This window comes from Citrobacter sp. S55_ASV_140 (assembly GCF_018919505.1).
Classification (GTDB): domain Bacteria; phylum Pseudomonadota; class Gammaproteobacteria; order Enterobacterales; family Enterobacteriaceae; genus Citrobacter; species Citrobacter werkmanii.
The window spans coordinates 1-14,513 of sequence record NZ_JAHLQZ010000042.1 but is presented as its reverse complement, the minus strand read 5'-3'; the positions used below and the strand labels follow the sequence as shown (position 1 = coordinate 14,513).

Below are 14,513 nucleotides of genomic sequence, written 5' to 3'. Positions count from 1 at the left end.
GCACCGCTATCCGGCAGTGCTTATACGGCGTTTTCCCTGATAATCGTCGCGAGTCGGGTAAACGCCGCCGCCATTTCATGTTCTTCAATACTGGCAAACCCCAACAGCAGGCCGCTGCATTTCTCTTCATTCACGTAGTAACGAGACAGCGGACGCACCAGCAGATCTTGCGCATTCGCTTGCCGGGCTATGGCGACGTCATCACTTCCGGCGGGTAGCTGTAAAATCATATGCAGCCCGGCGTTGCTGCTGAAGGAGCCAAGATATTGCTCACCAAGTTGGCGGGTAATCAGTTCCACCAGCATCTGGCGACGACGACTGTACAACTGGCGCATTTTTCGAATATGCGCCGCGTAGTATCCCTCGCGGATAAACTCCGCCAGCGCGGCCTGAATCAATAAATGTCCGCCGCGATAGAGGTCGTTATGAACCTTTTTTAGCGGCGCGGCTAGCGGTTTGGGCAGTACCACATACCCGAGTCGCAGTGCGGGATAAAGGGTCTTGCTGAATGTTCCGATGTAGATAACCGGCGTCTCTTCCTCCAGTCCCTGTAATGACGGAATAGGCTGCCCGGAAAAGCGAAACTCGCTATCGTAATCATCTTCTATTATCCAGCTTCGCGTTTCGCGGGCGCGCAAGAGAAGCTGTTGCCGACGGCTCAGACTCATTACCGAACCGAGCGGATACTGATGTGACGGTGTCACAAAAATCAGTTTCGGTGCGGGTTCTGTTGGGCCTGGCGGAATCATACCTTGCTCATCAACCGGGATTGCCGAAAAGTTTACCGCGTTGATGCGTAGAATGTTTTTTATCCCCCAATAGCCTGGCTCTTCAATCCAGGCACTGTCACCCGGATTGCACAACGCACGCGTTACCAGATCCAACGCCTGGTGAATACCTTCAGTAATCAGAATTTGATCAGGCGAACAACGTACACCCCGGGCGGTGCGCAGATAGTCTGCCAGCGCTTCTTTCAATTCACTCACCCCGCCTGCGGCATCGTAAGTGAGAAACGCCGGGCGCAGTAGCCTTGCCAGCCGATCCTGGATTTTTTTGAGCACCCGGTGAGGAAAATGCTGAACATCAGGCACGCCAGGAATAAAGGCTCCCCATTGCCGGGGACTGGCGCTGGCATGCCCCAGCAGTTCAAGGCATCGGGCAGATAAGCGGGTGTGATCCTCAAGCGCAACAGCCACTGGCTCTTTGTTGGGGCGGAGGTCGAGATTGTCGAGCACGCTGTCGCTAACGAATGTGCCGCTGCTGGTGCGCGCAGAGATATAGCCTTCGGCCTGCAACTGCTCGTAAACCCGCAAGACGGTATTTCGCGATAACGTCAGTTCGCCCGCCAGATCCCGCGAGGGAGGCATGCGGGTAGCCGGTTTCAGGCTGCCCTCAAGGATGCAACTACAGATGGCGGCATACAGGCGACGATGTAATTTTTCATCTGTCTGCTGGCTAAATGCTTGCTTGATCACATCTCCGGCAAGTGAACGCATTTGGATCCTTAAAATAAAACGATTTGGCTCTCGATTAAAGTACCAGATGGCGTCTAAATTTAAAGGGTAATTAAACTGAAATGTAGTTATGGACAAGGTGTAGCGAATGAACAATAAAAACCTGCAACAACGTCGTCTGGATGCCACCCCGCGTGGCGTGGGTGTCATGTGTGATTTTTACGCCCAGTCGGCAGAAAACAGCACGATTACCGATATTGAGGGCAATCAGTATATTGATTTTGCCGCCGGGATTGCCGTGCTGAACACCGGGCACCGTCATCCTCGTCTGGTGCAGGCAGTCGAAGCCCAACTGCAGGCTTTTACCCACACGGCTTATCAGATTGTGCCGTACGAAAGCTATGTGTCTCTGGCTGAGAAAATCAACGCCGTTGCGCCGATTGACGGTAAACGCAAAACCACATTCTTTACTACCGGCGCAGAAGCCGTGGAAAATGCGGTGAAAATCGCCCGCGCGCATACCGGTCGTCCCGGTGTTATCGCTTTTGGCGGCGGTTTTCATGGACGTACCTACATGACGATGGCGTTGACCGGCAAAGTAGCGCCCTATAAAAAAGGGTTCGGCCCGTTCCCGGGTTCCGTTTACCATGCGCCATATCCTTCTGAGTTGCAGGGTGTCTCCACGGCGGATTCGCTAAAAGCGATTGAACGCCTGTTTAAAGCCGACATCGATCCAACTCAGGTTGCGGCGATTATCTTCGAACCGGTGCAGGGCGAAGGTGGTTTCGTGGTGGCGCCGTCGGAGTTTGTTGCCGGGATCCGCCGTATCTGTGATGAGCATGGCATCGTGATGATTGCCGATGAGGTGCAAAGCGGTTTTGCGCGTACGGGGAAACTGTTTGCGATGGATCACTACGCCGACAAAGCGGACCTGATGACGATGGCAAAAAGCCTTGCGGGTGGGATGCCGCTGTCTGGCGTGGTAGGCAAGGCAGAAATTATGGATGCGCCTGCGCCGGGTGGTCTGGGTGGTACCTATGCCGGCAACCCGTTGTCGATTGCGGCGGCGCATGCGGTACTGGATATTATTCGTGATGAGCAGTTGTGCCAACGAGCAGCGGCTCTCGGCGAACAACTGCGCGCCACCTTGACTGACGCGCAAGGATGGTGCCCTGAGCTGGCCGAAGTGCGCGGCTTAGGCTCAATGGTTGCTGCTGAATTTTGCGATGCAGCGACGGGGGAGCCCAGCGCTGCCGTCGCGCAACGCGTGCAGAAGAAAGCCCTTGAGCAGGGATTGCTGTTGTTAACCTGTGGCCAGTACGGCAACGTTATTCGTTTCCTTTACCCGCTGACAATTCCGCAGGATCAGTTTGCCAAAGCGCTCGATATCATTAAAGCTGCGACGAAATAGTTTAGCCACTCAGTATCAACAAAAGCCGACGGTGGTCATTGCCGTCGGCTTTATTTTTGCCCACAAAAATTGATCTTCCTCGTGTGTAGCGCGGTAATTATCGCTAATGGGTTGCCAGTCATATCGTTATATAATTTAATATATATCGTTTTTATTCCTCATCCAGATGGTACCCCATGTTAACTCTCCGTTCTTTTGTGCTGGTTTGCGCCAGCTTCCTGGTGGCGTTCTCCGCGCAGGCCGAGCGTACGATTACCGATCAGCTTGGTCGTCAGATCACGATTCCAGACCATGTCGACAAAGTGGTTGTGCTGCAACACCAGACGCTGAATATTCTGGTGCAACTCAACGCCCAGCAAGACATTGTTGGTGTAATGTCGAGCTGGAAAAAACAGCTCGGACCTGAATTCGCGCGTTTTATGCCGAAGATAACGACATTGCCGACGCCGGGCGATCTCACCAGCGTGAATATCGAGAGCCTGCTGGCGATTCACCCACAGGTCGTCTTTGTTGCCAACTATGCGCCTGCGGAGATGATTCAGCAGATTCAGAACGCCGGTATTCCGGTGGTCGCTATCTCATTGCGTCAGGATGCTGATGGTCAGCAGAATAAAATGAATCCGACTATGGCCGATGAAGAGCAGGTCTACAACGAAGGGTTAAAGCAGGGGATTCGCCTGATTGCGGATGTTGTGGGGCGCAAAGCGCAGGCAGAAACGTTGATCGATTACGTTTTTGCGGCGCGGGCAAAGTTCAACGCGCCAGTTGCCAACATTCCTGATGCGAAAAAGGTGCGTATTTATATGGCTAACCCCGACCTGATGACTTACGGCTCCGGGAAGTATACGGGACTGATGATGCAGCATGCGGGGGGATTAAACGTGGCGGCGGCCAGTGTGAAAGGCGCCCGTCAGGTCGCGCTTGAGCAGGTATTAGCGTGGAATCCGCAAGTGATTTTTGTTCAGGACCGTTACCCGCAGGTGGTGACTGAGATCCAAAACGATCCCAACTGGCAGGGGATTGATGCGGTGAAAAATCATCGCATCTGGCTGATGCCGGAATACGCCAAAGCCTGGGGGTATCCGATGCCGGAAGCCTTGGCGATAGGTGAACTGTGGATGGGCAAAAAATTGTATCCGGACGCCTATAAAGACGTGGATGTCGATGCGCAGGCGCAAGACTACTATCAGCGTTTTTATCGTGTGAACTGGCAGTCTGATGCAGCTAAGTAACCGCATTTTACCCCAGCAGCCGCTGCTAATGGCGGCGGTCTTATTACTGGGCGTCAGCTCGCTGTGCCTCGGACAATATCCGCTGTCGTTAAGCGAGGTATTTTACCATCTGACGCACTATAGCGACGCCGAAGGGATTGCCAGCCAGATTGTCTGGACGGTCAGGTTACCACGTATTCTGATCGCGTTGCTGGCAGGGGGCGCGTTGGGTTTATGCGGCGCGACGCTGCAAGGGGTATTTCATAATCCACTGGTCGACCCGCATATTATCGGCGTGACGTCGGGGGCTGCCTTTGGCGGTACACTGGCTATTCTGCTCGGCCTGTCGCCGTGGCTGATGATGGGCTCAACGTTTTTCTTCGGTCTGACGGCGCTGATTCTGGTGTATGCCATCGCTACATTGCAGGGGCTGGAGAATACGCTGGTGCTGATCCTGTCGGGTATCATTCTGAGCGGTTTCTTTGCCGCACTGGTGAGTCTGATTCAGTATCAGGCGGATACCGAAGAGACGTTACCGAACATTGTGTTCTGGCTGCTGGGGAGTTTTGCGACGGCCAACTGGCATAAAGTTCTGCTGTTGGCGATTCCGGTGGGTATCGCCGCGACGGTTTTGTATCAGTTACGCTGGCGGATAAATCTGCTATCGCTCAATGACAAAGATGCCAGAGCGCTGGGCGTAGCGGTGGTTCCTCTGCGACGCAGCGTGCTGGTGTGCTGCGCTTTTTTAGTCGCCGCTCAGGTGGCGGTAAGCGGCAGTATTGCCTGGGTCGGTCTGGTTATTCCGCATCTGGCACGTTTGCTGGTGGGTGTCGATCATCGTCGGTTGCTCCCTTGTGCCTTCTGGCTGGGTGGCGGTTTTATGATTGTGGTGGATGATATTGCGCGCACCCTGATGCCTGCGGAGATCCCGCTGGGGATCATCACTGCATTATTTGGCGCGCCGCTGTTTGCTTTTTTACTCATCCGCAACAGCCGTCGGAGGAAACAATGAAATCTGTCGCACTGCGCGTGAATCGGCTGACTTACGGGTATCGCGCACCGCTATTTGAGCCGCTTACGTTCAGTTGCCGGAAAGGTGAGGTCTGGGCGGTGCTGGGACGTAACGGTCTGGGTAAAAGTACGCTGCTCGATACGCTAACCGGCACGCTGCCTGCTTTGGGCGGCAGTATTGAGAATGCCGGTGGAATTGGGATTGTGGCGCAACATTGTCATCTGCCGTTTCCCTATACGGTCAGCGATGTGGTACTGATGGGGCGGGCACAACACGTGAAGTTATTTGCGCAGCCCAGCCAGCAGGATCAAAAAAGGGCAGCGCAGGCGCTGGAGCAACTTAATATCGCACATCTTGGCGCCTGCTCGTTTGGTTCACTCTCTGGCGGGCAACAACAGTTAGTGATGATAGCCAGGGCATTGGTCACGGAATGCCAGACGTTATTGCTTGATGAACCATGTTCCGCGCTGGATCTCGCTAATCAGCAGGTGGTGCTGCAGCTCATCAGCGATCTGGCTCGCCAACAAGGCTGCAGCGTGCTGTTTTCAACCCACGATCCGCTGCATGCGCTACAGATAGCCACGCATACGCTGCTGCTGCTTCCTGAAGGAAAATGGCGGGCAGGGCCGACGGACAGCATCGTGACGGAAGATAATCTGTCCCAGGCCTATGGATTACCGTTGCGAAAAGTGAACGTTGACCATTACCAGACGCCGTTTATTGCGCCGCTGTTTTCTATTCGTCGGTAAGTGGTATAAAACCGGCGGCGATCAGAAATTCCTGACCGCCGTTGCCGAGCATAAACTCAACCAACGCCAGCGCATCTTTGGATGCCTCCAGCAGCGCCAGTTGGTATTCACACTGAATGTTATATTCAGCCGGAATCGCTATATAACGCACGTCCCGTAGTGTGCGGAGCGTTTTTGCATAATGCGCGTAGCCGATAAACAGATCGGCCAGTCCCTGACGCAGGACCCAGGCGCTGGCCAGTTCTCCCTGCGGGATCCTCACGGTGTCTCGACCGCCAACCAGGGGAATGGCCCTTTCGCGAAGCTGCTGCCCAAGGCCCGTCTCCAGCGCATCCATCTTGTCAAAAAATGCCCAGGTATAATCCCCGGAAGGGTCACAGCCGGGCGTAGAGGTACCAATTCGCAGGGTAGGGTTTCGCAGCAAATCCAGCCATTCACCGGTCCGGTTGGTAACCAGACCCAGTTGGTTCCAGCAAAAGGTGTGCGTTGAGAGAGCTTTATGCTGAGCCAGAAGGCGTTGCGGATGCTCCCGACTGGCCGAAGCAAACAGCGCACAGGGTTCGCCTGCTTCAATCCGCTCGCGCAATAAACCGGCTGGACCATATTCCACTTTCACATCTATTCCACTTATGTGCGTGAAATGGGTTATCAGCGGAGTCAGTGCCGGACGTAAACTGCCGGCTGCAAGCAGAGTGATGGAAGAAGACATCGCGTCACGCCTCGTAATAGGGTAAGCGTCGACGAAGACGCGTGGCTGGCCGGGAAATGGCACGCGCGACGCACTGGCCAATTTCTGCGCAAGCAGTAAGCCCTTGCACAAACGGTTGATCGTGCATCAGCCAGGGAAGTGCGGCGAGCGCAATACGGCCCCGGACGATATCAGGCGCCTGTAACGTATAGTCATCGCCGACATCCGGTATTTCCTCACTCGTGGATTGCAGTTGATCCCGCAGCGATGGAAATGGCAGATCTTTAATTTTTAACGCTTTCTGGCCTCTGGCATCGATAAAAACGTCAAACTTATAGGTTTCGCCCTGAGCGCGTATCACCGTCATTTTCTCTTTTTGCTCTAACTGATAATCCTGACCGAGCGCGCGAATATTCAGGATCCCGGCCTCACGCAGCGCCAGTAATCTACGGATCGACTGTGAAGGAATGGCTGCATAGTTATCGATAAAGACGCGAGCAAGTCCATTGTTAAACCGCTCTCTGTCTTTCTCATCCAGCCACGGGACAATTTCCTGTACGGCCTCATGCAGTCGCAGAATAGCGTAACGCCAGGCAACCGTGTGTTTTTCACGTTTATTGCGTTCGACTTCTTCAAGATTGGCTGCGGCCCAGTGAAACGGATCGTACTTTTTACGGGCAGCGAACCAGACATCTGTAAAGCTGTCGGCGTTCAGGGAAGAGAGGGCGACTTCTTTGCTCCAGACAGGGTCTGCCAGCTCAATTTCTTTGACTATGAGCATAAAGATCCTGTCCAGCAGCCCAGCAGAACCAACTGCAATACATTGTTCCAGTGCCTCAGTAGTCACAATGGAGAGTGGTTCATAGGGGAGAGGGCAGTAAAAATCGGCTTCCGGTAGAATGCCAGAACGGGACATGAGGAGAATGTTGAGATCCTGACTGCCTTCATTTCTTTCGAAATGAACACCCTGCGCATCATCTAATACAAACCTACCGTGTTGTGCGACGACGGCCATAGCCGCATCAATAGCGCTCAGCGACGTACCCAAAATTCCTACATTACACGCCGGGATTTTTGCCTCCATAAGCCCGGTCCACGGACTCGGGAAGAAGGTGCGTGATGCGCTTTGTGCGTCAGGCCAGACGTGACCCGTGGCGATGACAGCAAGATCAAAGTGCTCCGGGTCGTTATGATCGCTGCAAATAACAACGCCATCCGTTGTGGCTTTGACATCCTTGACCTGACAGGATTCGTGTACGGTGATGTTAAACCCCTGTTTGTCAGCAAGGTCTACAAGGCGTAAAAACTGGTCACGAAAATATTCACCGAGCAGAATTCGCGGCAGAAATTGTCGGTCATGCAGCGAGGCGTGTTTCACGCCATAACGGGCTAAATGTTCAACGCTTTGTTGGCGTAACCAGTCGAGATAAGAAGAGGTAATGGGGGGTATTTCAATACTGGCGATATTTGCCAGCATCAATCGCGAGTTTTCCTCATCGCTATAGGGCATGCCTACCCCAGCTTCATTCGATTGTTCGTAGAGGCTAATTGAAAGCGGGGTTTGATGCTTGAGAAGCGCGAGTAACGTATAGATTCCTGTCGGTCCCGTACCGACGATAGCGATCTTGTTCATCTTATCCACCTGATATTATTTTTATGCCCTGTGATCGATGTTCTGTGTCGGCATTGTGCCGAAAACAAGCGAAGCAGGATAAGTGTGGTCGATAACGGCGCAGGAGACAAACGGGATAGACAGCAAGAATAGCGAAATCGCTCAGGACGGCAACAACAATTCGGGGATTTTATCGAGAATAATATAAAGAGAAAGGCACCACATCAAAAGTGATATGGTGCGTCCGAGTGGACTCGAACCACCGACCCCCACCATGTCAAGGTGGTGCTCTAACCAACTGAGCTACGGACGCAATATGGTGCGTTCAATTGGACTCGAACCAACGACCCCCACCATGTCAAGGTGGTGCTCTAACCAACTGAGCTATGAACGCAACGTTGTAGGTGACAACGGGGACGAATATTAGCGGCACAGACCGAATGAGGCAAGAGGGAAATCGCATTTTTCTTCCGGATCTCACGCGTTTGCAGAGTAATTAAGCAAGTTGATTATATTTTGTTGATTTTGCAGCGTGTTTTTTATTCAGGGGGAAATGGACTGGACATTAGTGGTTAACTGATATCCGAAAAGTTGATAGTGAAAAAAAAGCCTGCATGGGCACGGACCCTGGCAGGCATAAAGAAGAGAATTCGAACTTTTTATAATGAGGCGTAATAATAAGATAGTTACATCTCACTCTCTTAATAGCGGTTATGCTATTGAAAAACTTAAGCGTAACCACATTTTTCAAGTTTAGCGGGAGTTATCAGTTATCCTGTATTTTTCTATTCGTGTTCAGAACACCGGTAAACCCAGCCCTTGTTTCACTTCTCTTAATGTCTGCTGTGTGACTTCGTGCGCCTGTTCACTGCCTTTTTTCAGCATCGCCATCAGCATGCCTTTATCCTGAATGTAAGTTGCCCGACGCTCACGCATCGGCGCGATGAGTTCTTGCAAGCACATCTCCAGCTCATTTTTGCATGCCCTGTCACCTAATCCGCCGCGCTGATAATGCGCTTTCATCTCCGCAACTTTGATTTTATCTGGGTGAAACGCGTCGAGGTAGGTGAATACGATATTGCCGTCAATCTGCCCCGGATCGGACACTTTCAGATGATTAGGGTCGGTGTACATTGCGCTGACGGCGCGATGAATGGTTTCCTCGCTGGCGGACAACAGAATTGTATTACCTAGTGATTTCGACATCTTGGCGTTACCGTCGATACCGGGCAGACGACTGGTTTCACTCAGCAACGCTTTGCAATGCGACAAGACTGGGGCAGGTAACAAGCTATTCATTTTGTGCACGATTTCATTGGTCTGTTCGATCATCGGCAGTTGATCGTCGCCGACCGGAACCACTTCAGCTTTGAAGGCTGAAATATCTGCCGCCTGACTGATGGGATAAACCAGAAAGCCAACCGGTAACGAGCGGGCGAACCCTTTCTGCGCAATTTCGTTTTTGACCGTAGGATTACGTTCCACGCGCGCCACGGTAACGATGTTCATATAAAGCGCGGTCAGTTCGGCAAGGGCGGGCAAGGCCGATTGCAAACAAATGGTGGTGAGTGAGGGGTCTATGCCCGCGGCGAGATAGTCAGCCAGCACTTCGGGAATGTTGTTTTGGATCTTTTGTGGCGTACTGCCGTTATCGGTCAGTCCTTGCAGGTCTGCGACCAATATAAACTGCTGATAATCGTACTGCAGCGTGGCGCGTTGGCGCAACGAGCCAACATAGTGGCCGAGGTGCAACGGGCCAGTAGGACGATCGCCAGTGAGGATGATGGTTTTGTTGTTCATATAAGACTCCTTAAGCGTAAAACCGAAAGGGGTCTTCAAATGCAAATAACCGCCTTTCGGCGGTTATTTAAAATGGGGAAACACATTCTGACCGCCTTTAAGAAGGCAGCCACCACAGATTATGAGTAAAAGCGTTGATATCGTGTCTGGTGTTCATCCCGTCAACTTACCACTACCTGACGTAGAGGTAAAGCAATGCGCCGACAACTGACATAGTTCAGCTCGCTTCCAGCATGCCAAAGCTCACAATGCGCGAGCGCCCCAGTTCTTTTGCGCGATACAGCGCGACGTCTGCGGCACGCAGCAGATTATCGCTTTGGGCATGCTGCGGGTAGCTGGCAACACCGATAGAGACATCCACGTGGCCAATATCGGATACGCCAAAGCGCAGTGACAATTCGCGTACGCCGTTGTAAATATCCGTCGCAAAACTATTGGCCGCCTGTTCATCCGCACCTGCCAGCAGTACCAGAAACTCTTCGCCACCGTAACGGAAAGCCATGCCGCTGTCGTGGACAACACGCTGAATAACGGCGGCGATACTTTTTATCACACTATCGCCGGCCTCATGACCAAAGCGGTCATTGATGTTTTTGAAATGGTCGATATCGATCATCAGGCAACTGATCGGTTCTTGGGTACGAACCGCCTGGCTCATCTGGGTACGGAGAGTATCTTCAAGATGATGACGATTGCGCAGGCCGGTTAGGGGGTCGTACAGCGCTTTCTCCAGCAACGCATCGCGCAGGCGTTGGTTGGCTAATGCCAGACCGAGTGCTTCTGCCATCAGTTCCAGGTAGGCGCGAGATGAGGTGGAATCCTCGCTGAGATTCTGGAATGAGAGCAGGCCGATGGCTTCACCCTGGGCAATCAGCGGCACGCATAAGGTATGCCGCTGGCACGATTCTGGCAGATGGTAGCAGGCGATATCCGGTTCGTCTTGTACCGGTGGATGGCTCTGGCCGCGGCGTACCGCCCAGCATTCGTCCGGGTGAAACGCATCGGCTTTACCCTCTGGTGAGAGCCACTGCGCAACGCAGCGCATCTGCCAGGGCTCCCGATCCAGTATGTACAGTCGGCCGGCGATACCTGGAGCAATATTCGGCGCGAACAGTTCCGCCACATTAATAACATCGGCAAAACTTTCGCACCCCTGCAGACGCTGCGTCATGCGCGCCAGTAGTTCGCGGATCCCCCAGTCGGCGTCTCTCTCTTTCTCCAGCCGCTGACGGGCCAGCCCGTTCTCGCGAAAAATCCGGATCGCCTGGGCCATATCGCCAATTTCATCGATCTGGTTAAAGCTGGGTGTCTCGACAGCATAATCTTGCGATGCCAGACGGTTAACTACATCGCTCAAACGCACCACCGGGCGCAACACACGGCGCTTCAATATAAACCCAAGAACGAACAAAAATAGCAGCGCCGTAAGACCGACCATCACTTCAGAGGCTGTGCGCAGTGTACGTGACGCCTGAGTGGCATCTTCAATGGCATTGAGTACACGGTTGTCGAGCAACTGGCGGAAATGGTCTATCCGGTCCTGTGCCCGCTCCAGTTCCTGTTCATAGGTTTTGCTGAAGAGCAGGGCAATCGCTTGTGTGTGTTCTCCCCGCGCGACGCTGGCCAGCGCTGCAGTTTGTTCGTCCTGCAGAGCATCAACAATCTGCAATCCTTCATGCAATAGCGCCAGTTCTTCACCTGTCGCTCCGGCATCTTTCAACGCTGCCAGGCGATGCTCAACGGCTTTCAGTGACGCCTCTTTCTGACGATAGTTGTTCAAAGCATCAGGGTCTTTACTGACCACGTAGAGACGCGCCATATCAGACAGCGACCAGGCGTCGAGTTCCACTTCTTCGGTCAGTTGGTCAAATTTATAACGTTGTTCCACCACCTGGCGTTCGGTGTTATCGGCGTTGGACGCCATCAGCATGACAACGCCGGAGGCGATGGTCAGGCATACCGTCGCGCTGTAGGCCCAGTTGGTGATTGTGGCTATTCGCACTGATTAGTTCCTTCTGCGACGATTAATCAATTAGCATGATTGAAATTATAGGAAACGTATGATTTTGCGTGAAAATAAAAAAGGCGGCTCTGGGCCGCCTTCTGTTATCGTCCTGACATCATAAATCTGGAGGATTTTTTCCTTCTTCCATAAAGGCTTCGTCGATACCTTCCACGTTACCGGCATGATCGCGCCCGGAAAACAGGTTCCAGCAGGTAATGAACAGCGCGGCGATCAGCGGGCCAATCACAAACCCGTTAATGCCGTAAATCTCCATCCCGCCGAGGGTGGTTATCAGAATCAGGTAGTCCGGCATTTTGGTGTCTTTTCCTACCAAAAGCGGGCGCAGGATGTTGTCCACCAGACCGACGATAATCACGAAGAACCCGACGATAAACAGCCCTTGCCAAAGTTGGTGCGTAGCGAAGAGGAATATGGCTGCGGGTACCCAGACGATTGCCGAGCCGACGGCAGGCACCAGAGAGAGAAACGCCATTAATGCGCCCCACAGAACGCTGCCGTCGATATCCACAATCGCAAACGCGATGCCGCCAAGAATCCCCTGAACTAAAGCCACAACTGCTGTGCCCTTGACGGTTGCGCGCGTTACACCGACAAATTTGGCGAACAAATGCTGTTTGGCAAAATCAGAAAGTGGTAATGAGTCCAGAATCTGGCGTACCAGATAAGGTCCATCTTTTAACAAGAAAAACAGCAGATACAGCATGATGCCAAAGCTGATGGCAAAGCCGAATGTCCCTTTACCGATCAGGAACGCGCTGCCCGCAAGGTACTGGCCGCCTTGCAACACAATGTCGGACAGCTTTTTCTGGATTTCTGCAACATTATCCAGATTGTGTTCTGCGAGGAATCCTCGCGCCCAGCCAGGAAGATACGAAAGAATAGAGGTGACGACTTCGGGAAACTGCGTGTCGTTTTGTTGCAGTTTGTTGTAAACCACATTGAGTTCAATGGCCAGCGATGACAGGATCACCATGAGTGGGATAAAGACAATTAAACAGATAATGGCGATGGTTATTAACGATGCCAGCCCGTTGCGTTCGCCAAGTGCGCTGCGCAACCTATTTTTTACCGGGTTAAAAATAGTCGTTAATATCGCGGCCCACAAAATGGCGGAAAAGTAGGGGGACAGCACGTCGAAGAACGCCCAGGTAACGAGGGCAAGTATGAAAATGAAGAAACCTTTGGTCAGTCCGTTAAATCGCATCGGTGAATCCTGTAATGAGAAGCAGTCCCGACTATAGAACCGTTCTGAGGATTTACCAACTTTTGCTGAAGATCTCTGCTCAATACTTGCGGATACCGACTCACGTAAGCTCAGAGAGGATATCGTCCCATCATTTTTTTTAAACAGGTAATGAAACAGGTCATTTCCGTAAAACCTACATAGTGGGGCAACAGTGTTGTTGCCCCACTTTAGCGGCCAGGGATATCCGTTCAGATTTAGCCGTGTCTGATTTTCCCATCAATTCCCGGTTGAGGTTTACCAAACAGATATCCTTGCGCGAAATCACAGCCCAGTGCCTGAAGTTTTTCCAGTTGTTCCTGTGTTTCAACGCCTTCTGCAACAGCCTTCATATTAAGGGATTTCGCCATGCCTGTAATGAGTTTGATAATATTAAGGGCATCGTCCTGGGTAGATAGTGAATGTACAAAGGACTTATCTATTTTTATTTTATCGAAGGCCAGCCGGCTCAACCGGGAAAGAGAAGAATACCCGGTACCAAAATCATCGATGGAGATTTTCACGCCCAGCGCCCTGAGTTTATTCAGCGTATTCATCGGCGTATTACTCTCAGTAAAGATAGAGGATTCAGTGACCTCCAGTTCAAGGCGTTGAGCGGGGAGTCCTGTTTCTTTCAGAATAGTCAGCACTATTCCGGCAAAGGCTTTGCTGCTTAGCTGTACCGGCGAGACATTGACTGAAATTTTGGCCGGAATCGTCCAGGAAGCCGCTTCCGTACAGGCAATTTCCAGCACAAATTTCCCCATCTCGTTAATCATGCCTGTTTTTTCAGCAACAGGAATAAAGCTATCCGGCGACAGGAGGCCTTTTAGAGGGTGTACCCAACGAATAAGGGCTTCATAGCTGTAAATTTCCCGGCTGAAAGAATCCACAATAGGCTGATAATAAACCACGAATTCTTTATTCACTATGGCCATCGCCATATCATGCTCAAGCGTTCTACTTTCTTGCAGCTTTTCTAACATCCATTGCCGGAAGACTTTTATCTTACCTGAACCTTCATTTTTGGCTTCATACAGGGCCAGATCTGCAAATTTATAAAGATAATCGGAGCGGCGTTCTGTTTCTGATATAACAATCCCAACACAGGTAGTTATGTTTATAATTGTGTTATAAATCATGTAGGGTTGGCTGATAAAATCGCATATCTTTTGGGCGCGCGAAACGGCCTGGCCCTCTGTCAGACCACTTGAGAGAAACGCAAACTCATCTCCACCTAAGCGATACAGCGTATCTGAAGTGTGGCTCATTGAAATCAGACGGTCCGATATCTGGCGTAATAAAATATCACCGGCATCATGACCATA

The 14,513-nt window shown here is 52.0% G+C and carries 11 protein-coding genes and 2 tRNA genes; 4 read left to right on the top strand and 9 right to left on the bottom strand.

Annotated elements, in window-relative coordinates:
• Positions 1-20: 20 nt before the first annotated feature.
• Positions 21-1,496, bottom strand: a complete 1,476-nt coding sequence (locus KQJ18_RS09260; RefSeq protein ID WP_216421863.1) for a PLP-dependent aminotransferase family protein — start codon at positions 1,494-1,496, stop codon at positions 21-23.
• A gap of 106 nt (positions 1,497-1,602) precedes the next feature.
• On the opposite strand from KQJ18_RS09260, the gene puuE reads away from it, so the two are divergent.
• From puuE to KQJ18_RS09240, 4 genes are all read left to right on the top strand, one after another.
• A complete protein-coding gene (gene puuE / locus KQJ18_RS09255; RefSeq protein WP_038640330.1) occupies positions 1,603-2,865 on the top strand; it encodes a 4-aminobutyrate transaminase in 1,263 nt (420 codons plus the stop codon).
• Between the two features lie 176 nt (positions 2,866-3,041).
• Entirely contained in the window at positions 3,042-4,097 is a 1,056-nt protein-coding gene (locus KQJ18_RS09250) for an ABC transporter substrate-binding protein (RefSeq protein WP_199979840.1), read from the top strand.
• Positions 4,084-5,088, top strand: a complete 1,005-nt coding sequence (locus KQJ18_RS09245; protein ID WP_121528996.1) for an iron ABC transporter permease — start codon at positions 4,084-4,086, stop codon at positions 5,086-5,088. The genes KQJ18_RS09250 and KQJ18_RS09245 overlap by 14 nt, the downstream gene beginning before the upstream one ends.
• A complete protein-coding gene (locus tag KQJ18_RS09240) occupies positions 5,085-5,837 on the top strand; it encodes an ABC transporter ATP-binding protein (protein WP_079224361.1) in 753 nt (250 codons plus the stop codon). The genes KQJ18_RS09245 and KQJ18_RS09240 overlap by 4 nt, the downstream gene beginning before the upstream one ends.
• Here the strand turns inward: KQJ18_RS09240 and KQJ18_RS09235 are convergent.
• The 8 genes from KQJ18_RS09235 to KQJ18_RS09200 form a co-directional block, all read right to left on the bottom strand.
• Positions 5,824-6,546: a substrate-binding domain-containing protein gene (locus KQJ18_RS09235; RefSeq protein WP_204578035.1), complete on the bottom strand. Its 723-nt coding sequence runs from the start codon at positions 6,544-6,546 to the stop codon at positions 5,824-5,826. The two genes, KQJ18_RS09240 and KQJ18_RS09235, sit on opposite strands and share 14 nt — an antisense overlap.
• Before the next feature lie 4 nt (positions 6,547-6,550).
• Positions 6,551-8,158, bottom strand: a complete 1,608-nt coding sequence (locus KQJ18_RS09230; protein ID WP_216421861.1) for an FAD-NAD(P)-binding protein — start codon at positions 8,156-8,158, stop codon at positions 6,551-6,553.
• Positions 8,159-8,373: 215 nt separating this feature from the next.
• Positions 8,374-8,450, bottom strand: a tRNA-Val gene (locus tag KQJ18_RS09225).
• 4 nt (positions 8,451-8,454) lie between these two features.
• Positions 8,455-8,531: transfer RNA gene (locus KQJ18_RS09220), tRNA-Val, on the bottom strand.
• A 401-nt stretch (positions 8,532-8,932) separates the two neighbouring features.
• The gene (gene trpS / locus KQJ18_RS09215) at positions 8,933-9,937 is read right to left on the bottom strand and encodes a tryptophan--tRNA ligase (protein WP_137347227.1); all 1,005 of its coding nucleotides are present in this window, start codon (positions 9,935-9,937) and stop codon (positions 8,933-8,935) included.
• Positions 9,938-10,154: 217 nt separating this feature from the next.
• Positions 10,155-11,939, bottom strand: a complete 1,785-nt coding sequence (locus tag KQJ18_RS09210) for a diguanylate cyclase (RefSeq protein WP_121529000.1) — start codon at positions 11,937-11,939, stop codon at positions 10,155-10,157.
• A 118-nt stretch (positions 11,940-12,057) separates the two neighbouring features.
• Positions 12,058-13,167 carry an AI-2E family transporter gene (locus KQJ18_RS09205; RefSeq protein WP_069324210.1) on the bottom strand — a complete coding sequence of 370 codons (1,110 nt, stop codon included), beginning with the start codon at positions 13,165-13,167 and terminating at the stop codon, positions 12,058-12,060.
• 236 nt (positions 13,168-13,403) lie between these two features.
• The coding region (locus KQJ18_RS09200; protein WP_216421860.1) for a bifunctional diguanylate cyclase/phosphodiesterase at positions 13,404-14,513 on the bottom strand (1,110 nt) is incomplete at its 5' end.